The sequence below is a fragment of the Streptomyces sp. NBC_00873 genome (assembly GCF_045207415.1).
Lineage (GTDB): Bacteria > Actinomycetota > Actinomycetes > Streptomycetales > Streptomycetaceae > Streptomyces.
This window is the reverse complement of sequence record NZ_CP108803.1, coordinates 7,726,149-7,747,230: the sequence shown is the minus strand read 5'-3', so window position 1 is coordinate 7,747,230 and position 21,082 is coordinate 7,726,149. Positions and strand designations below refer to the sequence as shown.

Sequence of the window (21,082 nt, the reverse complement as noted above, 5' to 3'; positions counted from 1 at the left end):
GCATGACTGCGCAGGTTCATGTCCCGTTTCTGATCACCCGGGCCGGTACGGCCACATTTCTGACGCTCGCCGCCGTCGGCGGCTCCATGTTCGCCCCCGGCGCCGTGACCGACGCCCAGGCCGCGACGCAATCAACGAAGGCGCTCAAGATCGCCGCGTCGAAGAAGGGATCGCCATACCGGTACGGGGCCACTGGCCCCCACGGTTTCGACTGTTCCGGGCTGATGCTGTATGCGTTCAAGAAGGTGGGCAAGAGGCTCCCACGCACGGCCCAGCAGCAGTACAACAAGACCCGCCACGTCTCGGCGTCGAAGCGGAAACGCGGCGATCTGGTCTTCTTCCACTCGGGACGCAGCGTCTACCACGTGGGCATCTACGCCGGCAGGGGTAAGATCTGGCACTCCCCGAAGACCGGTTCCGTCGTGCGGCTGGAGAAGATCTGGACGAGGAGCGTCTGGTACGGACGAGTTCGCTGATCCCTCCGATTCTCCTCCGGTTCCCCCATTCACCACGTGCTGCAGTGCATCAGAGGTCCGGTCACCAGGACCAGCCCCAGCGCGGTGAGCGCCGCGCCGCTGCCGCCCTCGATGGCGCGGGCGGTACGCGGCCGGCGCAGCCACCGGCCCAGGCGGTCCACCAGGAGTGCCACGGACGGGAACCAGATCAGCGCGAGCAGCACGACGAGGGCGGCCAGCAGCAGGGTCCTGGGGAGGGGCGGTTGCTCGCCGCTGTCCCGGGCCGGCAGTCGACGTACACAGCGGGACTCCAAAGACGTGTCCAGGCCCCCGCCGCGGTTCTCCGCGGCGGCCTGGACTTCGTTCGTCTCCGGTCTGAACGACGGTCCGGCCGGCTGACCGGTCAGGTCAGTGGCGCGGTCCGCAGGACGGTCGCCACCGCGGTCGCGATCTGCGCCTCCGTCAGATCGGCCCGTGCGGTGAGCCGCAGCCGCGAGATGCCGTCCGGGACCGACGGCGGTCGGAAGCAGCCCACCGCGATCCCGGCCGCGCGGCAGTCGGCCGCCCAGCGCACCGCCGCGTCCGGCGAAGGTGCCCGGACCGAGACGACTGCGGCGTCGGGGCGTACGGCGGTCAGCCCCTCCGCGGTCAGCCGTTCGTACAGTGCGGTGGCGACCGTACGGGCCCTGCCCGCGCGTGCCGGCTCGCGGCGCAGGAGGCGCAGGCTCGCGAGAGCCGCGCCCGTCGCGGCCGGTGCGAGCCCGGTGTCGAAGATGAAGGTGCGGGCCGCGTTGACCAGATGGTCGATCACCCGGGCCGGGCCGAGGACCGCTCCGCCCTGACTGCCCAGGGACTTGGAGAGGGTCAGGGTGGTGACGATCCCGTCACCACCCGCGAGACCGGCGGCGGCGAGGGCGCCGCGCCCGCCCTCGCCGAGCACGCCCAGACCGTGCGCGTCGTCGACGAGCAGCGCGGCGCCCTCCGTACGGCAGACGCCGGCCAGTTCCGGCAGCGGCGCGGCGTCTCCGTCGACGGAGAAGACCGAGTCGGTGACAACCAGGGCACGGCCGCCGTGCGCGCGCAGCTCCTTGGCGACGGCTCCGGGATCGGCGTGGGGTACGACGGCGGTGTCCGCCCGGGAGAGGCGGCAGCCGTCCACGATGGAGGCGTGATTGCCCGCGTCGGAGACGATCAGGGAGCCACGGCCGGTGAGGGCGGTGAGCGCGGCGAGATTGGCCGCGTAGCCGGAGGAGAGGACGAGGGCCGCTTCGAAACCGCAGAATTCGGCCAGTTCGCGTTCGAGGTCGGCGTGCAGCGCGGTGGAACCGGTGACCAGCCGGGAGCCGGTGGCGCCCGCACCCCACCGGTGCGCGGCCTCGGCGGCGGCCGCGGTCACCTCGGGGTGCCGGGTGAGGCCCAGGTAGTCGTTGCTCGCGAGGTCCAGCAGTTCCGGCTCGGCCGACCGCGGGCGCAGGGTACGGACGAGCCCTGCGTCCGCACGGCGGCGCGCCTCGTCATCGATCCAGTCGAACGGGGCGAAGGACATGTCGGCGGTCCCTTTTGTAGGCAGCTCACAGAGCCTAACCGGGCGCTTGGCCCGTCATGGTGTGGCAATACACACATGCTCTGTGGGCTCTGTTGTCCGGTTCCTCCTTGGCTGCGGGCGGTGCCGTAAGCCAGGATCATGACCATGGACCTCCTGAACACGTTGGTGGACAAGGGGCTGCGGCGCGAGCTGCCGACCCGCGAAGAAGCGCTCGCCGTGCTGGCGACCTCGGACGACGACCTGCTCGAAGTGGTGGCCGCGGCCGGAAAGGTGCGCCGTCAGTGGTTCGGCCGGCGGGTGAAGCTGAACTATCTGGTCAATCTCAAGTCCGGGCTCTGCCCCGAGGACTGTTCGTACTGCTCGCAGCGGCTCGGCTCGAAGGCCGAGATCCTCAAGTACACCTGGCTGAAACCGGACGAGGCGTCGAAGGCCGCCGCCGCCGGGGTGGCGGGCGGCGCGAAGCGTGTCTGTCTGGTGGCGAGCGGCCGCGGTCCGACGGACCGGGACGTCGACCGGGTGTCGCAGACGATCGAGGCGATCAAGGAGCAGAACGAGGGCGTCGAGGTGTGCGCCTGCCTCGGTCTGCTCTCCGCCGGGCAGGCCGATCGGCTGCGTTCCGCGGGCGCCGACGCGTACAACCACAACCTCAATACGTCCGAGGGGACGTACGGGGACATCACCACCACCCACACCTATGCGGACCGGGTGGAGACCGTCCAGCAGGCGCAGGCCGCGGGACTCTCGGCGTGCTCCGGGCTGATCGCCGGGATGGGTGAGAGCGACGCGGATCTGGTCGACGTCGTCTTCTCGCTGCGCGAGCTGGACCCGGACTCGGTTCCGGTGAACTTCCTGATCCCGTTCGAGGGAACCCCGCTCGCCAAGGAGTGGAACCTCACCCCGCAGCGCTGTCTGCGCATTCTGGCGATGGTCCGGTTCGTCTGCCCGGATGTCGAGGTCCGGCTCGCGGGCGGCCGCGAAGTACATCTGCGCTCGATGCAGCCGCTCGCCCTGCACCTGGTCAACTCGATCTTCCTGGGCGACTATCTGACCAGTGAGGGCCAGGCGGGACAGGCGGATCTGGACATGATCGCGGACGCCGGTTTCGAGGTGGAGGGCGCGGGTACGACGACGCTGCCCCGGCACCGTACGGACGCGACGGCCGAGGCGGAGACCGGTGGCGGCTGCGGCTCGCACGCGGGGGGCTGTGCGCCCTGCGGTGACGTGGCCGACGAGCCGGGGGACGCCGAGGCCGGGGTGCCGGGCGCGCGTACGGATCTGGTGGCGGTCCGCCGTCGTGGCGCGGGAACGGATCTCGCACCCAATGCCTGAGCCCCTCTCCCCGGCCGAACTGCGGACCCTGGACCGGGACCACGTCTGGCATCCGTACGGCCCGATGCCGGGCCGGCAGGAGCCGCTGGTGGTGGAGTCCGCGTCCGGAGTACGTCTCCGGCTCGCCGAACCGGCCCACGGGCAGAGCGAGTTGGTCGACGGCATGTCGTCCTGGTGGTCGGCGGTGCACGGCTACAACCACCCGGTGCTCAATGAGGCGGCGCGTGGCCAGCTGGACCGGATGAGCCATGTGATGTTCGGCGGGCTCACCCATGAGCCCGCCGTGCGCCTGGCCGCCAGGCTGGTCGAGATCACACCGGAGCCGCTGCGCCATGTCTTCCTCGCCGACTCGGGTTCGGTGTCGGTCGAGGTCGCGGTGAAGATGTGTCTGCAGTACTGGAACTCGACCGGAAAGCCCGCCAAACAGCGGCTGCTGACCTGGCGCGGCGGCTACCACGGGGACACCTGGCAGCCGATGTCGGTCTGCGACCCCGAGGGCGGCATGCATGAGCTGTGGTCGGGGGTGCTGCCCCGGCAGGTCTTCGCCGACGAGCCGCCGGGCGGTTTCGACGAGGAACCGGATGAGACGTACGTACAGCATCTGCGGGGGCTGATCGCGCAGCATGCCGATGAGCTGGCCGCGGTGATCGTGGAGCCGGTGGTGCAGGGTGCGGGCGGGATGCGGTTCCACTCCCCCGGCTATCTGCGGGTGCTGCGCGAGGCGTGCGACGCCCATGACGTGCTGTTGGTGTTCGACGAGATCGCGACCGGTTTCGGGCGTACGGGGAAGCTGTTCGCCGCCGGGCACGCCGGGGTCTCCCCCGACGTGATGTGCGTCGGCAAGGCGCTGACCGGCGGCTATCTGACGATGGCGGCAACCCTCTGCACCTCACGGGTGGCGGACGGTATCTCGCGCGGCAAGGTCCCGGTGCTTGCGCACGGGCCGACCTTCATGGGCAATCCGCTGGCCGCATCGGTGGCCCTCGCCTCGATCGATCTGCTGCTCGGCCAGGACTGGCAGCAGGAGGTCAAGCGCCTGGAAGCGGGGTTGCTGGGGGGCCTGGCCGGGGCCCGTGCGATCGCAGGTGTACGGGATGTACGCGTTCTGGGCGCCATCGGTGTCGTACAGCTCGATCACGACGTGAACATGGCGGCGGCCACCGAGGCCGCGGTCCGTGAGGGCGTGTGGCTGCGCCCGTTCCGGGACCTGATCTACACGATGCCGCCGTACGTGACGGGCGAGGATGATCTGGCGCGAATCTGCCGTGCGGTGTGCGCGGCGGCGCGGGAGGGCTGAGATGTCGGTACTGATGGTGAGCGGTACGGGTACGGAGATCGGCAAGACGGTCGTCACGGCGGCCGTGGCCGCGGTGGCGGTTGCCGCCGGGTGTTCGGTGGCCGTGCTCAAGCCTGCCCAGACGGGTGTTGCGCCGGGGGAGCCGGGCGATGTCTTCGAGGTGCGCAGGCTTGCCGGCGAGGCGGTGACCGGCCTCGAACTGGCCCGGTTCCCCGAGCCGTTGGCGCCGGACACCGCCGCGCGGCGGGCGGGCCTGGCGCCCGTGCGCCCGGAACAGATCGCGGAGGCGGCCGAGAAGCTCGCCACCGAGCACGATCTGGTGCTGGTCGAGGGCGCGGGAGGGCTGCTCGTACGGTTCGACGACGAAGGCGCCACGCTCGCGGACGCGGCACGGCTGCTCGGCGCTCCGGTCCTGGTCGTGGCACCCGCCGGGCTCGGCACGCTCAATTCCACCGCGCTGACCTCGGAGGCGCTGCGGGCGCGCGGGCTGGAGTGCCTGGGCGTGGTCGTGGGCAGCATGCCCGCCGAACCGGATCTGGCCGCGCGCTGCAATCTCGACGATCTGCCGGTGGTGGCGGGCGCGCCGCTGCTGGGCATCGTACCGGCGGGCGCGGGCGCCCTCGCACCCGCCGAATTCCGTGCCCGGGCGGCGAGTTGGCTGACCGCGGAGTTGGGCGGGAACCGGACCGCCGAGTGAGCGGCTGAGTGGCCCAGGACGGGGCAGAATCAAAGTAGCCGTACTTTGCCGGCCGGGTTTCTCACGTCGGGCAGTTCCGGTCGGGCGGCCCCGCCCGACCGAGCCGTCCCGTGCAGCCGGTCCTGTCGAGGAGGTCCGTCATGCATCTGCGGAGCACGAAGATCCCGAAGGACGCGGTGCACCACCCGGTCTTCGCCCGGTTCTACGCCCGCATGAGTGTGGCGGCGGAGACCAGGGCCGGGATGGCGGCCATTCGCTCGGAACTGCTCGCCGGCCTGTCCGGACGCATCATCGAGATCGGCGTGGGCAACGGCCTGAACTTCGCCCACTATCCGCCCGCCGTCTCCGAAGTGGTGGCTATCGAACCCGAGCGCGCCCTGCGGCAGTTGGCGGTACGGTCCGCGCTGCGTGCCGGTATTCCGGTGGATGTCGTGCCGGGTGCCGCGGAGGCGCTGCCAGTGAAGAGCGAGGCGTTCGACGGGGCCGTCGCGTCACTGGTGCTGTGCACCGTACGGAATGTCGAGCGGTCGCTCGCGGAGATCGAGCGGGTGCTGCGTCCCGGCGGGGAGCTGCGCTTCTTCGAGCATGTGCGGGCCGATGACCGCGCCATGGCGACGGTGCAGCGGGCACTGGACCGCACGGTGTGGCCGCTGCTGGGCGGCGGGTGTCATACGGCGCGGGACACGCTCACCGCGATCGAGGAGGCCGGGTTCGTGGTGGAGACGTACCGCAAGGTGAGAATGCCGGACTGGGGGATCCGGCTCCCCACCTCTGCGTGCGTGCTGGGCGTGGCCCGCCGGACGACCGTGGTGGACGCCTCCTGAGGCGTACAGAAGGTGGCATTCCAGGAATCTCACACAAAAGGATTCACAGACTCCACTGACGCAGTTCGTCGGCGATGGCCCGGACGTCGGCCTTGCCCTCCTTGACCAGCCGGGCCAGGTCGCGCACCTGCTCGGGCGAGGTGATGACCTTCAGCCCGGAGGCGACGAGGTAGCCGTACGCGACGGCCGAGCCGAACATCGCGTTGGAGTGTTCGAGCGCGGGGACATGGAGGAGCAACTGCAGGAGCGCGGCAGCCCTGGTGTGCGGATCGCTGTAGACGGGGCTGCCGAAGATCTCCGCCTCATGACGGGCGACCGCGGCGACGAGCGCACCCCAGTCGACGACCTGCGGGTCACCGGGCGTCTTGTGCTCGGCGACCATGAGCAGCCAGGAAAGGTCGATCCTGAGGTTCAACGGTTACCTTTGCGCTCCGGGCCGAACTCCTCGGCGAACACCGACTCGTACTGCTTCATGAAGTCGGCAGCGGCTTCGACAAAGGTGTGTCCGACTTCGCCCGCATCCTGTTTGACGAGCTCCTCTATGTAGCGGTTCACGCTCATCCCCCTCTGCAGCGCGCGCTGCCGCGCGGCCTCGGCGGTGGCCTCGTCCACTCGTACGTTCAGCTGAGTCTTGGGCACACGACCAAGCTAGCGCGGGATTGCTAGCACCGGCAAGGGGAGCGATTCGGCAAACGGATGCGGCTCACCCTTGGCAGAGTAGGTGGACTGTCCATCGAATGTCCCGACGCAAGGAGAGTTCATGGCAAGGCCGTTTCAATTCGGGGTAAACATGCTGACGCCGACAGGTGGGCACGAGTGGCGCGCCCGGTGCCGCCGCGCGGAGGAACTCGGCGCGTTCACCGGGGCCGTCGGCGACCGGAACGGCACGCTCACGCCCCTCACCGCCGAGCAGCTCGACGGGCGCGTCGCCGCCTACCGGCGATTCGCCGCAGGACGGGAGAGCCCGGCCGAACTGAATCTGCTGATCCAGCACGTCCGCGCCACCCACGACCGTCGTGCGGCCGTGCGCGAAGTGCTGCCGAAGACACCTCACCTCGACGAGGACCAGGCGCTGGCCCTGCCGCTGTTCACGATGGGCACGGTCCGGCAGATGGCCGAACAGCTCAGAGAACAGCGGGAGCGCTACGGCTTCTCCTACCTGGCGGTGCTGGAGCCGAACATGGAGGCGTTCGCCCCGGTCCTCCAGGAACTCGCGGGGAGCTGACCGCATGGCGGAATTCGTTCGACGGTGCGGCGGCCCGGTGATGGGGTACGGACATGAATGATCTCGCAATCCGCGCAGCAGCACCGGCCGACCTCGACGCCGTCCTCGCCTTCTGGAAAGTGGCGGCGGAAGGCACCGGCATCAGCGACGACCGGGACGGCATCGAACGGCTGGTCGCCCACGACCCCGGAGCCCTCATCCTCGCGGAACGTTCCGGCGAGCTCGCCGGAACCGTGATCGCAGGCTTCGACGGCTGGCGGTGCCACCTCTATCGGCTCGCGGTCCATCCGGACCAGCGGCGGCAGGGCGTCGGCCGGGCGCTGCTCACGGCGGCGGAGGAACGATTCGTACAGCTGGGCGGACGGCGCGGCGATGCAATGGTGCTGAACCGCAACGAGCTCGCGCACCACGCCTGGCACGCGGCGGGATATGCGCCCGAGCCGCAGTGGAGCCGTTGGGTGAAGCACCTCAAGGACTGAGACCGGGGGCTGGGACAATCGCAGAGATCACCCACACGCGGCGTAACTTTACCGGTCCTTTACCATGGGTGTCCGTAGCACCGCCCCCTTCCGAAAGGTGTGAGCGTCCGCCCATGGGCGAGCCTCCCAGTAGCCGACATCGCCGACACCAGGCGAGCCTCCTGCCCCTGCCCGATCATGGGACGGAGGTGAACCGATGACCGAAGTGCTTCTGCTGCTCGTGGCGGTCCTGCTCTCGCTGGCCTGCGGTGCCTTCGTCGCCGCCGAGTTCTCTCTGACCACGGTCGAGCGCAGCCAGCTCGAACGGGCCGTGGAGCGGGGTGAACGGGGCGCGGCGAGCGCCATGAAGGCGGTGCGCAGTCTCACCTTCCAGCTCTCCGGCGCACAGCTCGGCATCACCGTCACCAATCTGGTCGTCGGCATGCTCTCCGAACCGTCGATCGCGAAGCTGATCCGCGGCCCGGTGGAGGCCACCGGGCTGTCCCCGAGCGTCTCGTCCTCGCTGGCACTGGTACTCGGAACGGCACTGTCCACGGTCTTCCTGATGGTCGTCGGCGAACTCGTCCCGAAGAACTGGGCGATCTCCTCGCCGCTCGCCGTGGCGAAGGCCGTGGCCACCCCCCAGCGCGCCTTCACCGCGATCTTCCGGCCCTTCATCAGCCACCTCAACAACACGGCCAACCGGACCGTGCGCCGCTTCGGTCTCGAACCGGCGGAGGAGCTGGCCTCCGCCCGCAGCCCGCAGGAACTGGTGGCGCTCGCCCGCCACTCGGCCAAGGCGGGCGCGCTGGAGGCGGACACCGCGGAGCTGTTCGTCCGTACCCTCAATCTGCCCGAACTGACCGCGGAGAACGTGATGACCCCGCGGGTGCAGGTCACCGCGCTGGAGGTGCAGGCGACCGCCGAGGACGTCGCCAATGCCACCCGGGCGACCGGACTGTCCCGGTTCCCCGTCTACCGGGGCAGCCTCGACACCGTCGTCGGTGTCGCGCACATCAAGGACGTCCTGGCGATCCCGGCCGAGGAGAGGTACCGCAAGCGCGTGTCGGAGATTTTGCGCGAGCCCCTGCTCGTACCGGAGAGCCTCACGGTGGACCGGCTGCTCGACAGGCTGTCCAGCAAGTTCCCGATGGCCGTCGTCATCGACGAGTACGGCGGCACGGCCGGTGTCGTGACGCTGGAGGACATCGTCGAGGAGGTCGTCGGCGAGGTGCGCGACGAGCACGACCCGCACGAGACGCCGGACCTCGCACCGTCCGGTGAGGACGCCGACGGGCGCACCCTGTGGTCGGCCGACGGCGCCGCCCGCATGGATCAGTTGTGGACGATCGGACTGCGGGTGCCGGACGGACCGTACGAGACGCTCGCCGGACTGATCGCCACGGAAGTCGGCCGGATCCCTGTCGTCGGTGACTCCGTCGAGCTGGCCGGCTGGCGGCTCGACGTCGTGGACGCCTCCGGGCGCCGCGCCGCACGGGCACTGCTGCACGCACCGCTGCCCGGCTCCGACGACGAGACGGAGGCCGGACGATGACTGCCGTCCAGCTCCTCATCGGTCTGTTGACCCTGGTCGTCAACGCATTCTTCGTCGGCGCGGAGTTCGCGCTGATCTCCGTGCGCCGCAGCCAGATCGAGCCCCAGGCGGAGGCCGGGAACCGGCGTGCGCGAAGCGTCATCTGGGGCCTGGAACATGTGTCGGCGCTCCTCGCGGCGGCGCAGCTCGGCATCACGCTCTGCACGCTGGTCCTCGGTATCGTCGCCGAACCGGCCATCGCGCATCTGCTGGAGCCGGTCTTCGACGTGGTGGGTGTGCCGCACGGACTGGTCCATCCGATCTCGTTCGTGATCGCGCTGTCCTTGGCGACGTATCTGCACATGCTGCTCGGCGAGATGGTGCCGAAGAACGTCGCCCTGGCCGAGCCGGTACGGACCGTGCTGTTGCTCGGTCCGCCGCTGGTCACCTTTGCCAGGGCGCTGCGCCCGGTGATCTTCACGGTCAACGCCTTCGCCAACACCCTGCTGAAGCTGCTGCGGGTGGAGACGAAGGACGAGGTGTCCTCGACGTTCTCCGACGACGAGCTGGCCCGGCTGGTGCAGGACGCCGGTGACGCCGGCCTGGTCGACGACCGCGCCGCCGAGCGGCTGCACCACGCACTGGAGCTGGGCCGTCGCCCGGTACGGGATGTCGTGCTGCCGGTCGAGCAGGTGGTCCACTCCAGGGTCGGGACGACGCCGGAGGAGCTGGAACGGCTCTCGGCCGAGACCGGATTCTCGCGCTTCCCGGTAATGGACAGCGAGCAGCGGATCCTCGGGTACCTCCATGTGAAGGACGCCCTGGACGCCGCGCCGCGTGATGTGCCGTTCCCGGTCACGGCGATGCGGCCGATCGCCCGGGTGCGGGCGGCGACGCCCCTCGACGACGTGTTGACCGCGATGCGCCGGAGCCGTACGCATCTGGCGGCAGTGCTCGACGAGGACGACAGGCTCGCCGGCATGGTCACGATGGAGGATGTGCTGCGCGAGCTGGTCGGACGGGCGCAGGCACGCTGACGGACGGACCGGGGGTACGCGGCGGGGGTACACGCCCGGCCGGCCCTCAGCAACTGCCCCGCCACCGGCCGCGGGGGCGGCGTCGCCCGGAAGGGGCCGGACCCCACCGCGATACGATCGCCCGGCCATGGAAATGAATGCCTCCTACACCAGTCTTGTCGCGGTCGGCGACTCATTCACCGAGGGCATGTCGGACCTGCTGCCCGACGGCTCGTACCGCGGCTGGGCCGATGTCCTCGCGGGCCGGCTCGCCGCCCGCACCCCCGGGTTCCGGTACGCGAATCTCGCCGTACGCGGGAAGCTGATCCGCCAGATCGTGGCCGAGCAGGTCGATGCGGCCGCCGCCATGCAGCCGGACGTCGTCACGCTGGTCGGCGGTCTCAACGACACTCTGCGGCCCAAGTGCGACATGGGCATGGTGCGCGGTCAGCTGGAAGAAGCCGTGGAACGCCTCGCGCCGTCGTGCAAGAAGCTCGTGCTGATGCGCAGTCCCGGCCGCAACGGACCGGTCATGGAGCGCTTCCGCCCCCGCATGGAGGAGCTGTTCGCCCTGGTCGACGAGTTGGCGGACCGCCACGGTGCGTTGGTCGTCGATCTGTACGGGGCACCGGCACTCGGCGATCCCCGGCTATGGGACGTCGACCGGCTGCATCTGACGGCCGAGGGACACCGCAGGGTCGCCGAGGCAGTCTGGCAGACGCTCGGACTGCCACCGGAGCACGCCTGGCGGACGCCACTCCCCATCGCAGTGCCCCCGCGGTGGGCGATACGGCGCGTCGACGACCTACGCTTCGCGCGGCAGCATCTGGCGCCGTGGATAGGGCGGCGTCTGACCGGCCGGTCGTCCGGGGACGGACGGACCGGCGCCCAGTTCAGCGCCGAGCTGGGGAAGGCATTCTGGGTCACCCCCGAGGACGCCCTCGCCCCGGGCCCGGTCGCGACGTGGCGCCGTGTGGACGGCGTCTGCTAGTGCCCTTCCCGGCAAGCTTTGCCCCGTCGCACCGCCCAGCACGCCCGCTCGCAGCGTTGGCCAAAAGCCCTGCTTTCAGCGTGCGGTGGAGTCGCTGTGGGCGCCGTTCCGGGTGCCCTTCACCGATTCCGAGGTCTGCCCAGGGTCCGGTACCTCCGGCTTCCCCTTGTCGGTCCGGTCCTTCTCCTTCGATGTCTGGGGACCGAGAAGCCCGTCGCAGTAGCCCGGCACCGCCGATGCACCGCCGGCCGCAGCCTCCAGGCGGTCGAAGGCTGTAGCGTCCGTGGCCTTTCCCTTGCCCTGAACCAGGCGGTACGCATGGCAGTGCGCCTCGTCGTCCTGTGCCTGGTCCGGGTGGCCGGCGGAGCGACCGGCACCCGGTGGATCCGTCGGCCCCTGTTGTGTACGGCCTGCGGCGGGAGTCGGCGCACCTGACTGGGGGCTGCCGGGCGCATCGGGTGCGGTGGAGGCACTCCTCGTGGGGTGTGCGGGACGCGTCCGGTCGCGCCCATCGTCATCGAACGGCGTCGGCATCGCACCCGAACCCGCGGCCACCGCGACCCCGCCGAGCGTCGCCGCGGCCGCGAAGCCGGCGATCATCGCCCGCGCCGAGCGGACGACGCGCAGCCGCTCGACCGGTCGCCAGTCGTCGCGTCTGCGACGCCGCAGCGGCGACACGGGGGCGAGTGCCCCCTCGTCGCGCGCCGCCCGGAAGGCATCGAGCGCCCGCTGCTCGGCTACGGGGCCGGCCTCACCGGAACGTTGCACGGCTGCCAGCAAAGCGGCCACTTCGGGGGATACCGACGCATCGGTCGCCCGTGGCGATTCTTCTCTCATGTCTCATCTCTCAGCGTGCGGCGTGACGCAGACGTCACACTGCCTGACCCTGCTGAGGCCAGATGCTCGGCCAGTCTCTTCAGTCCACGGTAGGCGGAGGTGCGTACGGCGCCCGCACGCTTGCCGAGCACCCGCGCCGCCGCGGGACCGTCGAGGCCGACGACGACACGCAGCAGAACGGCTTCCGCCTGCTCCCGCGGCAACCCGCGGATGAGTGCGAGCGCCTGCTGGGTGGAGAGCGTCTCCAGGGCGGAACCGGCGGTGTCCTGACTGTCCGGCAGTTCGAGGATGTCCTGCTCCAGAAACGCGGTGCGCGGCCGCCGTCGCTGCTTGCGCAAGTGGTCCAGCGCCCGGTGCCGGGCGATCGTCGCAGTCCAGCCACGAAACCCCGCCCCGTCCCCACGGAACCGTCCGAGGTCACGGGATATCTCCAGCCAGGCGTCGGAGGCCACGTCCTCGCCGTCATCGCCGACCAGTCCCCGTACGTAGCCGAGCAGCCCGGGATGGACGAGCCGGTACGCCACGGTGAAGGCTTCCTCGTCACCTTGCTGAGCCCGCTCCACCGCGACGCCGAGCTCGACGTCGTCCATCTCCCCACGGCGCTGTTCTCCGCCCTCGGCCACACTTTCCTCTTCGTACCGACTTCGTCCGACGTATACCGCCCCGACACGGCTCACCGGGCCCTCGCCCCTCGGCCCGTACACCCCTCAACTACCTCTGCGTGACGGCACACAGAAATGTCACAGCCAGGGGGTTCACGATGCGAGGGCAATCCGCTGCGCAAGTCCGGATCCGCTCAGGTCACAGGGCGGCGACGGGGCGGCGGGCGCGCCCGTGCAGCAACAGGTAGAAGCGCTGGAGCGACTCCTCCGACGCCGACTCGAATCGGTTCGCCACCGTCCCGATCGGGTTCCAGACCCGCCCGTCGGGCATGCGAACGCCCGCCGGCTGTCCGAACAACTCCCGCTGGCCGCCGTCGAGGTCCACCCACCGGCCGCCGGCCCGGCGCACCATGACTTCACCGGTGTACGCGCCCAGCCCCCGCAGAAAGGGCTCGACCTGTCCCCGCTCCGGCCGGCTGCGCCGCAGCCCGTCGACGATCAGGTCGACGAGCCGCAGGCTGACCACGGAGTAGTCGAGCGGCAGCCGGTTCCGCTCGGTCAACTGAGCGACAAAGCAGGTGACATAGGCCCGCATTTCCGACGCCACAGGGAGCTTCTCAAGATCACTATCCATGCCTGCCCCAGCGACGGACGGCCGGAGAGCATCACGGGTATCGGACGTGTCTGTTCCCATACGGCGAGTTCCAGCCAGTCATACAACCAACCGCCCCTCTCACACGTCTGCGGGCCCCACCGCATCAGCCGATGGCGATACGCGGATGGGCGGAATCCGCCCCCGTACCGCCATCCGCATCCGTCCCCGTCCCGCCCGGCGGATGCCGAACGGCTGCCGGACGGCTTCACGGATACAGAGGCGGACGCGGACGCAGAGACGGAGGCCGGCCCGGAAGGGGACGCAGAGGCGGAGGCCGGCCCGGAAGGGGACGCAGAGGCGGAGGCCGAAGCGGAACTGCTGGGAGAGTGGGACGCGTTCGGCGCCTTCGTACCCTCGCTCCGGGAACTCGGCACGGCATCTGCGGCAGAGGCGCCGTGATCCTGCCGGCCGCAGGCCGACGCAGGAGCATGACGCCGGTAACGGCCATGGTGGTGGATATCTTTCGGGAAAGGGCAGCACGGTGCACTCCTCCGGGGACAGGTGAAGTGGGCGTCCCGGCCGCCGGCAAGAGAGACGGGGAGAAGGCGGGACGGCGAGAGCGACGCGGTCATACATCAGCCCGTCGCCGACATGCACGCCCGCGAATATTTCGGACAAATCATCACCGACTCGGCCACGGGCGGCCTGGCCACCCCATCACCGCACCTGCAGCCACCACTCAAAACCGTGACGTACGCCACACGAGTCCGAGCTGTGTGACGTTTCGACACCTCCGTGCGCTGGGTACACCAGGCCGCCTATGTGACGGGTGTGCCTCCAGCAAACTTCTCCGAGGAGTGGGGCATTTGAGTCCACGCACGTCGCATGCGTACAGACCGATGAGCCTGAAACGCCGCGCATGGCTGACCGTCGGCGCCGTCGTTCTCGGCGGGGCCGGAGTGGTGACGGTCGCCATCGCGAATCCGTCCGGCGGCCCGGCCGGTTCCAAGGGCCCGGAGGAGCGTCCGGCGACGCTGCGGTCGCTCGCGATCAGCGGCGGCACCGCCAAGGAGCGGCAGTTGCCGACCACCAGCACGGAACCGTTCTCACTGATCGGCATCGGATGGGACGGAGCGGCGAAGGCGGACGCCACCGCTCAGGTCCGTACGCGGTCGGCCGACAACGGCACATGGTCCTCCTGGCGCGAGCTGGAGGTGTCCCCCGACGGACCGGACGGGCGGGAGCAGGCTGCCGCGCACCGCGCCACCGAGCCGCTGTGGGTCGGAGCGTCGGACGCCGTACAGGTGAGGGTGGGGTCGGGGCGGCAGGGCAAGGCGCTGCCGAAGGGCCTCAAACTGCACATGGTCGACCCAGGTGTCAGCAAGGCCGAGTCCAAGAACCCTGCGGGGGCGACCCTCGCACCCGGCGGTCCTGAGAATGCGGCGTTCGCACTGGAGGGGACCCCGACACCCACGACGTCGGACACCGCCGGCGCTCCCACCGACACCGCCACGCCGACCGGTCCCGGAACGCAGTCGGCCACGGACGCCGCCTCTCCGACGGAGACCACTGCCCTCACCCCGACGGAGACGGCCACCGGCACCCCGACGGAGTCCATCACCGCGACGCCCACGGACACGGGCACCCCCACTCCCATACCCACAGCGCCGCCGTCGACGGTCAACCGGCCGCCGGTCATCAGCCGTGCCCAGTGGGGAGCCGACGAGTCGCTGGTCGAGGACCCGCCCGAGTACATCGACAAGGTGCAGGCGGTCTTCATCCACCACACCGTCGACACGAACAACTACAGCTGCGGCGACTCGGCCGCGATGGTCCGCGCGATCATGACGTACCACGTGAAGACCGACGGCTGGAACGACATCGGCTACAACTTCCTGGTCGACAAGTGCGGCCAGATCTTCGAGGGCCGCGCCGGCGGCGTCGACCTGCCGGTCAAGGGCGCCCACACGTATGGCTTCAACTCCTACTCGACGGGCATTTCGCTGCTCGGCAACTTCGAGACGGGCAAGCCGACTCCGGCCGCGCTGCAGTCCGCGGCCCGCATCGCCGCCTGGAAGCTCGGTCAGTACGGCGTCAGCCCCACCGCCAAGGTGACGCTGACCCGCCTCGTCACCGATGCCGACGGCAACACCGCGCCCGACGGTGACGTCACGTTCAGCACCATCGCCGGACACCGCGACGGGTACGCCACCAAGTGCCCCGGCACGTACCTGTACTCCAGGCTCGGTGCCATCCGGACGTACGCCACCAACGGCACCCGCAACGCCGCGATCCCGACCACCGACTTCAACCGGGACGGCATCACCGACCTGATCGTCGGCCTCCCGAAGGCGGCGAGCAGCGACGGAAGCGTCACCGTGCTGCCCGGCACCGAGGACGGCCCGAACTCGGCGGCGAAGCGGACGCTGAACCAGAACAGTGCGGGCGTGCCCGGCAGCTCCGAGGCGGGCGACCAGTTCGGCTCGTCCAACGCCTGGGGCGACATCAACGGCGACGGGTACGCCGATCTGGTCGTCGGCGGGCCCGGCGAGGACATCACCCAGGCCGACAACGGCACGGTCGTTGTGATGTACGGTCCCGGCCTCACGACCGGCAAGGGCTACTCGGTCACATCATCCGGGCGGATCGGCGGCGAGAAGCTCGGTACGACCGTCACCTCGGGCGACTTCAACGCCGACGGCAAGGCCGACATCTTCTCCGTGGCCCCGGGCAAGCCCGGCCGCTGGTGGGCCTGGGACGGCAGGACCGGCGCAGCCAAGTCCGGTTACCTGAACAGCGCCGCCTACACCGCCGCGGTGAGTTACGCGGCCGCGGTCACCGGCGACTTCAACAAGGACGGCTACGCGGACACCGCCGTCGGCTACCGCGACCCGAGCGGCGTCGGACGCCTGCTGTGGCTGAAGGGTTCCGCCACCGGTCTCCAGCGGGTCGGCGTCCTCGACGCCCGGGGCGGACGTTCGCTGGCCGCCGGTGACATCAACGGCGACGGTGCGACCGACCTCGCGGTCGGCCAGCCCTCCGCCACCGAGTCCGGGCATACCGCCAAGGGCGGCGCCGTCACTGCGGTCTTCGGTTCGACGACCGGCCTGACCTCGACCGGCCGCAAGACGATCCATCAGGACACCACCGGCGTACCGGGCGGCGGCGAGACCGGCGACGACATGGGGGCGTCCGTCTCCATCGGCGACGTCAACCTCGACGGGTACGGCGACATCCTCACCGGTGCCCCGGGCGAGGACATCACCCGCGGCGGCGTCAACCAGAGCAACGCCGGACAGGTCTTCCTGATCCGCGGCTCCGCCACCGGTCCCACCGGCACCGGGGCTGTCGGATACAGCCAGGACACCACCGGCATCCCCGGCTCCACCGAGCCGAACGACCGGCTCGGCTCGTCCGTGTCGCTCACCGATCTCTCCGGCTACTCCCGGGCGGACATCGCGATCGGCGCGGACGGCGAGGACGCCAACAACGGCACGATCCTGCAGATAGACAACACCAGCACCGCGGGCATCGACACCGGCACCGGCCTCTATTACGGGGTGTCGGCACTCGGTTCATCCACAGGGATCCGGATCGGGCTGAACCTGGCCCCGTAACTCCCGTCCTCTCCCGCACACGGACCCTGGAGCCCCTCGGCCTCACCCGAGGGGCTCCGGACATGCGTGGGCGCGGCCACCGCCTCGTCACCTTCGGTCTGTGGCAACCGACCCGGTCCCTCGACCCAACCGCTGCGGGACGGCCCCTCTCGCACGAGCGGCCGCGTTTGTCGTAAGCCACAAACCGGACCACGGCGCCGGCCTGCAGAAACCACCAGTTGGTGCAGATAACTGCGCAGAGCCGGCGGGCGGCGTCGGGGAACATGCCCCGCTCCTCGACCAGGCCGAGCAGGCCGCCCTCGGAGCCGATGGCGACGAAGCGCAGGCCGTACCGCTCGGCCTGGCGCTGGGCGAGCTCGCGCACGCCGGGCCAATCGGAGGTGTCGCCCAGGTCGCAGTGCACGACGACGACCTTGTCGGGCGGCAGCATGGGACGGCCCGCCGCCCGGGTACCCGGGCGGCGGGCCGCGGTCAGGAGTGGGGCCGTCAGCCGAGATGGGGGTGCCGTCGTCCTGGGTCAGTACGGTGCTGCCGGTGTCCTTGCTCGGCATCCACTCGGAGCGGTGCCCGGCGGCGTCGGAGAACATCGGCAGGTTGACCGACAGGTCGTTGCCGGTGCGGGCCACCTGGGGGTTGCCGTCTGCCCCGCGCACGGAGAGCGAGGGGCCGAACGGGCCCTTGAGCCACCCGTCGGCGTAGGTGTGCCCGGCCTGGTACTCGGTGGGGTCGGTGTACTGCGTGCCGACCGCGTTGCTCTGAGCGTCGAGGATGTGGAACGTCCCCGTGGTCCACGGCACGCCCGGGGTCAGGTACAGATCGGTGTCGGCAGGCGAGCGCAGCACGGTGTACAGCTGCAGCCTGACCAGGCTGTCCAGCTGGACAAAGCCGTACAGTCCCTTGACGTCGTTCGGATACCCCGGCGACCAGAGGGTGGTGTGGACCTTGGCGAGGTCTGCGGTCCGGTCCGTCCACTGGATGCCGGCCGGGACCCGGCCACTGACCTGATGGTAGGTCAGGTAGCTGTACTTGCTGGCCCTGGTGCCGTTCACCCGCAGCTCCAGCGGCCCGGCGGCAAGCAACGCCTGCAGCCGCTTGGTGTTGGGGCCGTCGATCAACAGGATCGGGTCGGTGGGCTGGGAGCCGTCGAGGCAGGTCAGAGTGGTCGGGTCGTGGCGACCAGGCGTCCCGCATGGTCCATCACGGAGATGGATTGGATGTCGGGAAGGTGCAGAGCACTCGCCCCCGTCACGGCGGCGCTGCCGTTGGGAGTGATCGCCCAGGTGGCCGCCTGTTCCTTGCGGCCGTCTACCGAGGAGACCTGGAGGATGAAGGGTCCTGGTGCTCCTGCGGGCAGGTCGGCCAGGGTGACGCTCACCGCAGTGCCCCAGGGCTTGGCCGTGAGCGTGGCACGGCCGGACACGGAGTACCCGGCGGCCGAGGTGAAGGCCGTGGCCGGGCCGGTCGAGTGCCGGAACGGCAGGGTCGATCCCAGTCCGAGCCCGGCAACCACGATCAGAGCCGCAGCCAATGCCAGCCACTGCCAACGAGCCCGACGCCTGCGTGCGACATCGGCGGCGCGGACCTGCTCCAGCAGACGGTCGAGCCCGGCCGACGAAGCCGGGGGCGCCGCATCGGTGTCGTCCTCGCGCGTGGCCTGGGGACGGGGCGCGGACATGCCCGGGGCACGGCGGAGCAGTCCCGCCAGCGGGGCCGAGCGCGCGAGCTCGTCACGGCATTCCTGGCACGTGGGCAGGTGGGACTCCAGGACGCGGCGGTCGGTCTCGCTGAGACCGCCCAGCACATACGCGCCGATCAGCATGCGCACGTCATCGTGGTCGGTGCTCACCGTAGAACTCCCATTTCTTCAAAGGCTGCGCGCAGGTTGCGTACGGCGTAGTAGGCACGGGACTTGACCGTTCCCTCCGGGATCGTGAGCCGTGACGCGGACTCGGCGACGGTCAGCCCCTCGAAGTACAGCGCCTGGATCACGTCACGATGCTCGCTGGACAAGCGTTCCAACGCTGCGGTGATCACGTGCCCCTCCAGCGCCGCCTCCACATCATCGGCAGAAGGTACAGCCGCGAGTGCCTCGTTGTCGTAGAGCGGTTCCGGACGCCGCTGCTCAGCGCGCCAGCCGTCGGTGAGCACGTTGCGGGCGATCGTAAAGAGATAGGAGCGGATGGTGACCTGGCGTGGCTCGATCTTGTCGATGCTGCGCCACGCCCGCAGCAGCGTCTCCTGCACGACGTCCTCCGCCTGCTCAGGACTGCGCACGTACCTGCGCACGAAGGAGAGCAGCACATCGTGGTGCTCGGTGTACAACGCAGTCATCAACTGCTCGTCCGGCGTCACGCTCGATGTCCTCGTCTCGCAGGCTGGGGTCGCTTGGAGCATCGCCGGGCCCGGGCTGCAGGCGGTGGACAGTCCGCGCCCCGGGAGGCGCGGAACCAGATCCGATCCATCCGACTCACTTCCATACCTGACCGCACCGGCTGCGCCGTCTTCGAGGACGGCTGCGACATGCGGTTTCTTGTGTCCTGAGGCACTGATCGTGTGCCCTTGCGGCTACGTATACGACGAGTTGGCGGTTCAAGTTCACCCGCAGGCAGCGGACGAACTCCGGTTCTCGCCGTCCGTTGGAGCGAAGGCCCGTCGGCGCTCTTTGCAGCAGGGGTGTGCACGGGAGTGCTGACACGGAGCCGACGTTGAGACCACGGGCGCGCTGGACGGCATCCTCGTCCCCGCAGCCTTGACAGACGCCGGACGATCCCAGTATCCGTGGAGTTGCGTGAGCGTGCGGTGCGAATGTAACGCACCATCGAGCCAAAGCCCCAGATCAAGCGTCTGGCGCCCGAGTTGGGCGTGCATCCCGAGGCCCTGCCCGGCTGGATCCGCCTGGCCGATGCCGATGCCGATGCCGATGCCGATGCCGAGGCCGATGCCGGCGAGCGCGACCCCGGCTGATGGGTGGCGCCCGGCGCTCCGTCCGCGAGCGGGGCAAATCCGACCCTATCGACGCTGAGTCCGTCGCCCGGGTCGCCCTGCGGGAGCCCGACCTGCTCGTCCGGAACCACACGGACAAAGAGCCGCCGGAACACGACCGTGACCAGCGTCCGGCGCGCGCCACCCAACAAAGCATGACCAGTCGACCCGCGGGCTGAACCGGGTGCCGCAGGTGGTCGTACACATGACCGCAAGCCTCCCAACACTCAGGAGAACAAGTCATGAGGAAGAAGAAGCAAGGCTGGGCCCTCGGCGCGGGTGCGGCCATGATCATCGGCCTGGGCGTCGCGGCCTCCGGGCTGTCCAGCGCGAACGCCTCGAGCCCGGACACGTCCGCCTCCACCAATACGCACCCGGTCAAGGTGGAGGTCTTCGCGCCCAAGCAGGGGGACAACGCGGGCGTGGAGGGCAAGGGCTGGTTCGTGGACCTGAAGCTCTCCTTCCGGGGCAAGACCCTGGCCCAGACCGGCTTCAACGGGCTCCAGCTCACCGGCCCGGCCACGCACAACAACGTCGCCCCCTTCCCCGGCACGTTCTCCACCGGCCAGGACGACAAGATCCCTGGACTGGTCGTACTGGACTCCACCACCAACAGCACCCTCCCCGGCTTCTCCGGGCCCGGCACCAACCTGGCCAACCTGTTCAACCTCGCCGGCGTCACCAACCGCACCCCGCACAAGACCGAACTGTGGGACACCTGGATCGTCGGCGCCCCCATCGCAGGGCAGAATGTCGACACCACCCTGACCGTGGCCGTCGTCGACGACCTCAACCACGACGGCATCTACAACGACGCACCCGGCGTCGTGAAGGACCTCAACGGCGATGGGAAGATCGACGCCAAGGACCTGGGTCTGATGGGCGTCGCCTCCAACATCGTCACCGTCCCCTTCCACATCAACGCCGACCCCGCCTGATCCCCGCCAGGTCAGGAGGGCGCCGCCGCTGGGCAGGTGAACGCCTGCGCGTGCGCCGCCGTGCGCGCTGGTGCTGATGAGACGGAGCGACGACGATGCCGTCTCGCCCGTCTTCGTCTGCTGCTCCGTACGTGGTCCC

21 protein-coding genes and 1 pseudogene are annotated in these 21,082 nt (G+C 70.0%); 12 read left to right on the top strand and 10 right to left on the bottom strand.

Going from position 1 to position 21,082, the window contains the following annotated elements; translation table 11 throughout:
* Positions 1 to 2: 2 nt before the first annotated feature.
* The gene (locus OH809_RS35815) at positions 3 to 476 is read left to right on the top strand and encodes a C40 family peptidase (RefSeq protein WP_406417297.1); all 474 of its coding nucleotides are present in this window, start codon (positions 3 to 5) and stop codon (positions 474 to 476) included.
* Between the two features lie 29 nt (positions 477 to 505).
* Here OH809_RS35815 and OH809_RS35810 read toward each other — a convergent pair.
* Positions 506 to 724, bottom strand: a pseudogene (locus OH809_RS35810) (LysE family transporter); the annotation flags it as partial.
* A gap of 134 nt (positions 725 to 858) precedes the next feature.
* The gene (locus OH809_RS35805; protein ID WP_406417299.1) at positions 859 to 2,001 is read right to left on the bottom strand and encodes an 8-amino-7-oxononanoate synthase; all 1,143 of its coding nucleotides are present in this window, start codon (positions 1,999 to 2,001) and stop codon (positions 859 to 861) included.
* Positions 2,002 to 2,145: 144 nt separating this feature from the next.
* Between OH809_RS35805 and bioB the strand changes: the two genes are divergently transcribed.
* The 4 genes from bioB to OH809_RS35785 all read left to right on the top strand — a co-directional run bounded on the left by bioB (position 2,146) and on the right by OH809_RS35785 (position 6,148).
* Positions 2,146 to 3,330 carry a biotin synthase BioB gene (gene bioB / locus OH809_RS35800; protein ID WP_406424796.1) on the top strand — a complete coding sequence of 395 codons (1,185 nt, stop codon included), beginning with the start codon at positions 2,146 to 2,148 and terminating at the stop codon, positions 3,328 to 3,330.
* The gene (locus OH809_RS35795) at positions 3,323 to 4,627 is read left to right on the top strand and encodes an adenosylmethionine--8-amino-7-oxononanoate transaminase (RefSeq protein WP_406417301.1); all 1,305 of its coding nucleotides are present in this window, start codon (positions 3,323 to 3,325) and stop codon (positions 4,625 to 4,627) included. Before bioB ends, OH809_RS35795 begins: the two co-directional genes overlap by 8 nt.
* A gap of 1 nt (position 4,628) precedes the next feature.
* Positions 4,629 to 5,324 carry a dethiobiotin synthase gene (gene bioD, locus OH809_RS35790; RefSeq protein WP_406417303.1) on the top strand — a complete coding sequence of 232 codons (696 nt, stop codon included), beginning with the start codon at positions 4,629 to 4,631 and terminating at the stop codon, positions 5,322 to 5,324.
* Between the two features lie 140 nt (positions 5,325 to 5,464).
* Positions 5,465 to 6,148 carry a class I SAM-dependent methyltransferase gene (locus OH809_RS35785; RefSeq protein WP_406417304.1) on the top strand — a complete coding sequence of 228 codons (684 nt, stop codon included), beginning with the start codon at positions 5,465 to 5,467 and terminating at the stop codon, positions 6,146 to 6,148.
* 43 nt (positions 6,149 to 6,191) lie between these two features.
* Here the strand turns inward: OH809_RS35785 and OH809_RS35780 are convergent, their stop codons facing one another.
* Positions 6,192 to 6,563, bottom strand: a complete 372-nt coding sequence (locus OH809_RS35780) for a fic family toxin-antitoxin system, toxin component (RefSeq protein ID WP_406417305.1) — start codon at positions 6,561 to 6,563, stop codon at positions 6,192 to 6,194.
* Positions 6,560 to 6,787, bottom strand: coding sequence for a hypothetical protein (locus tag OH809_RS35775; RefSeq protein WP_024493431.1), 228 nt, complete (start codon positions 6,785 to 6,787; stop codon positions 6,560 to 6,562). Before OH809_RS35775 ends, OH809_RS35780 begins: the two co-directional genes overlap by 4 nt.
* Before the next feature lie 151 nt (positions 6,788 to 6,938).
* Between OH809_RS35775 and OH809_RS35770 the strand changes: the two genes are divergently transcribed.
* From OH809_RS35770 to OH809_RS35750, 5 genes are all read left to right on the top strand, one after another.
* Positions 6,939 to 7,373, top strand: coding sequence for a hypothetical protein (locus OH809_RS35770; protein ID WP_406417307.1), 435 nt, complete (start codon positions 6,939 to 6,941; stop codon positions 7,371 to 7,373).
* Positions 7,374 to 7,426: 53 nt separating this feature from the next.
* On the top strand, positions 7,427 to 7,852 hold the full coding sequence (locus OH809_RS35765) for a GNAT family N-acetyltransferase (RefSeq protein ID WP_406417308.1): 426 nt from the start codon (positions 7,427 to 7,429) through the stop codon (positions 7,850 to 7,852).
* Between the two features lie 196 nt (positions 7,853 to 8,048).
* Complete coding sequence (locus OH809_RS35760) at positions 8,049 to 9,386, top strand: hemolysin family protein (RefSeq protein ID WP_406417310.1); 1,338 nt, start codon at positions 8,049 to 8,051, stop codon at positions 9,384 to 9,386.
* Positions 9,383 to 10,402, top strand: a complete 1,020-nt coding sequence (locus tag OH809_RS35755) for a hemolysin family protein (protein WP_406417311.1) — start codon at positions 9,383 to 9,385, stop codon at positions 10,400 to 10,402. Before OH809_RS35760 ends, OH809_RS35755 begins: the two co-directional genes overlap by 4 nt.
* Positions 10,403 to 10,529: 127 nt before the next feature.
* On the top strand, positions 10,530 to 11,372 hold the full coding sequence (locus tag OH809_RS35750) for an SGNH/GDSL hydrolase family protein (RefSeq protein ID WP_406417312.1): 843 nt from the start codon (positions 10,530 to 10,532) through the stop codon (positions 11,370 to 11,372).
* Positions 11,373 to 11,447: 75 nt separating this feature from the next.
* Here OH809_RS35750 and OH809_RS35745 read toward each other — a convergent pair whose 3' ends face one another.
* From OH809_RS35745 to OH809_RS35735, 3 genes are all read right to left on the bottom strand, one after another.
* Positions 11,448 to 12,140, bottom strand: coding sequence for a hypothetical protein (locus OH809_RS35745; RefSeq protein ID WP_406417314.1), 693 nt, complete (start codon positions 12,138 to 12,140; stop codon positions 11,448 to 11,450).
* A 65-nt stretch (positions 12,141 to 12,205) separates the two neighbouring features.
* The gene (locus tag OH809_RS35740) at positions 12,206 to 12,832 is read right to left on the bottom strand and encodes an RNA polymerase sigma factor (protein WP_406417316.1); all 627 of its coding nucleotides are present in this window, start codon (positions 12,830 to 12,832) and stop codon (positions 12,206 to 12,208) included.
* A gap of 178 nt (positions 12,833 to 13,010) precedes the next feature.
* Positions 13,011 to 13,445, bottom strand: coding sequence for a hypothetical protein (locus OH809_RS35735; RefSeq protein ID WP_406417318.1), 435 nt, complete (start codon positions 13,443 to 13,445; stop codon positions 13,011 to 13,013).
* Positions 13,446 to 14,305: 860 nt separating this feature from the next.
* On the opposite strand from OH809_RS35735, the gene OH809_RS35730 reads away from it, so the two are divergent.
* The gene (locus OH809_RS35730) at positions 14,306 to 17,023 is read left to right on the top strand and encodes an FG-GAP-like repeat-containing protein (RefSeq protein WP_406417319.1); all 2,718 of its coding nucleotides are present in this window, start codon (positions 14,306 to 14,308) and stop codon (positions 17,021 to 17,023) included.
* On the opposite strand, the gene OH809_RS35725 is transcribed toward OH809_RS35730, so the two are convergent.
* The 3 genes from OH809_RS35725 to OH809_RS35715 are packed head-to-tail and all read right to left on the bottom strand — an operon-like array spanning position 16,960 to position 19,375.
* On the bottom strand, positions 16,960 to 18,138 hold the full coding sequence (locus tag OH809_RS35725) for a hypothetical protein (protein ID WP_406417320.1): 1,179 nt from the start codon (positions 18,136 to 18,138) through the stop codon (positions 16,960 to 16,962). The genes OH809_RS35730 and OH809_RS35725 overlap by 64 nt on opposite strands.
* A gap of 38 nt (positions 18,139 to 18,176) precedes the next feature.
* Complete coding sequence (locus OH809_RS35720) at positions 18,177 to 18,869, bottom strand: anti-sigma factor family protein (RefSeq protein ID WP_406417322.1); 693 nt, start codon at positions 18,867 to 18,869, stop codon at positions 18,177 to 18,179.
* Positions 18,866 to 19,375 carry a sigma-70 family RNA polymerase sigma factor gene (locus OH809_RS35715; RefSeq protein WP_406417323.1) on the bottom strand — a complete coding sequence of 170 codons (510 nt, stop codon included), beginning with the start codon at positions 19,373 to 19,375 and terminating at the stop codon, positions 18,866 to 18,868. The genes OH809_RS35720 and OH809_RS35715 overlap by 4 nt, the downstream gene beginning before the upstream one ends.
* Before the next feature lie 872 nt (positions 19,376 to 20,247).
* On the opposite strand from OH809_RS35715, the gene OH809_RS35710 reads away from it, so the two are divergent.
* Positions 20,248 to 20,943, top strand: a complete 696-nt coding sequence (locus OH809_RS35710) for a hypothetical protein (protein WP_406417325.1) — start codon at positions 20,248 to 20,250, stop codon at positions 20,941 to 20,943.
* Positions 20,944 to 21,082 lie beyond the last annotated feature (139 nt).

What these genes read in the sequence shown, in the direction of transcription:
- OH809_RS35815 (WP_406417297.1), top strand. Translation starts at nt 3, where the DNA reads ATGACTGCGCAGGTTCATGTCCCGTTTCTGATCACCCGGGCCGGTACG.
- OH809_RS35805 (WP_406417299.1), bottom strand. Translation starts at nt 2,001, where the DNA reads ATGTCCTTCGCCCCGTTCGACTGGATCGATGACGAGGCGCGCCGCCGT.
- bioB (WP_406424796.1), top strand. Translation starts at nt 2,146, where the DNA reads ATGGACCTCCTGAACACGTTGGTGGACAAGGGGCTGCGGCGCGAGCTG.
- OH809_RS35795 (WP_406417301.1), top strand. Translation starts at nt 3,323, where the DNA reads ATGCCTGAGCCCCTCTCCCCGGCCGAACTGCGGACCCTGGACCGGGAC.
- bioD (WP_406417303.1), top strand. Translation starts at nt 4,629, where the DNA reads ATGTCGGTACTGATGGTGAGCGGTACGGGTACGGAGATCGGCAAGACG.
- OH809_RS35785 (WP_406417304.1), top strand. Translation starts at nt 5,465, where the DNA reads ATGCATCTGCGGAGCACGAAGATCCCGAAGGACGCGGTGCACCACCCG.
- OH809_RS35770 (WP_406417307.1), top strand. Translation starts at nt 6,939, where the DNA reads ATGCTGACGCCGACAGGTGGGCACGAGTGGCGCGCCCGGTGCCGCCGC.
- OH809_RS35765 (WP_406417308.1), top strand. Translation starts at nt 7,427, where the DNA reads ATGAATGATCTCGCAATCCGCGCAGCAGCACCGGCCGACCTCGACGCC.
- OH809_RS35760 (WP_406417310.1), top strand. Translation starts at nt 8,049, where the DNA reads ATGACCGAAGTGCTTCTGCTGCTCGTGGCGGTCCTGCTCTCGCTGGCC.
- OH809_RS35755 (WP_406417311.1), top strand. Translation starts at nt 9,383, where the DNA reads ATGACTGCCGTCCAGCTCCTCATCGGTCTGTTGACCCTGGTCGTCAAC.
- OH809_RS35750 (WP_406417312.1), top strand. Translation starts at nt 10,530, where the DNA reads ATGGAAATGAATGCCTCCTACACCAGTCTTGTCGCGGTCGGCGACTCA.
- OH809_RS35735 (WP_406417318.1), bottom strand. Translation starts at nt 13,445, where the DNA reads ATGGATAGTGATCTTGAGAAGCTCCCTGTGGCGTCGGAAATGCGGGCC.
- OH809_RS35730 (WP_406417319.1), top strand. Translation starts at nt 14,306, where the DNA reads ATGAGCCTGAAACGCCGCGCATGGCTGACCGTCGGCGCCGTCGTTCTC.
- OH809_RS35710 (WP_406417325.1), top strand. Translation starts at nt 20,248, where the DNA reads ATGAGGAAGAAGAAGCAAGGCTGGGCCCTCGGCGCGGGTGCGGCCATG.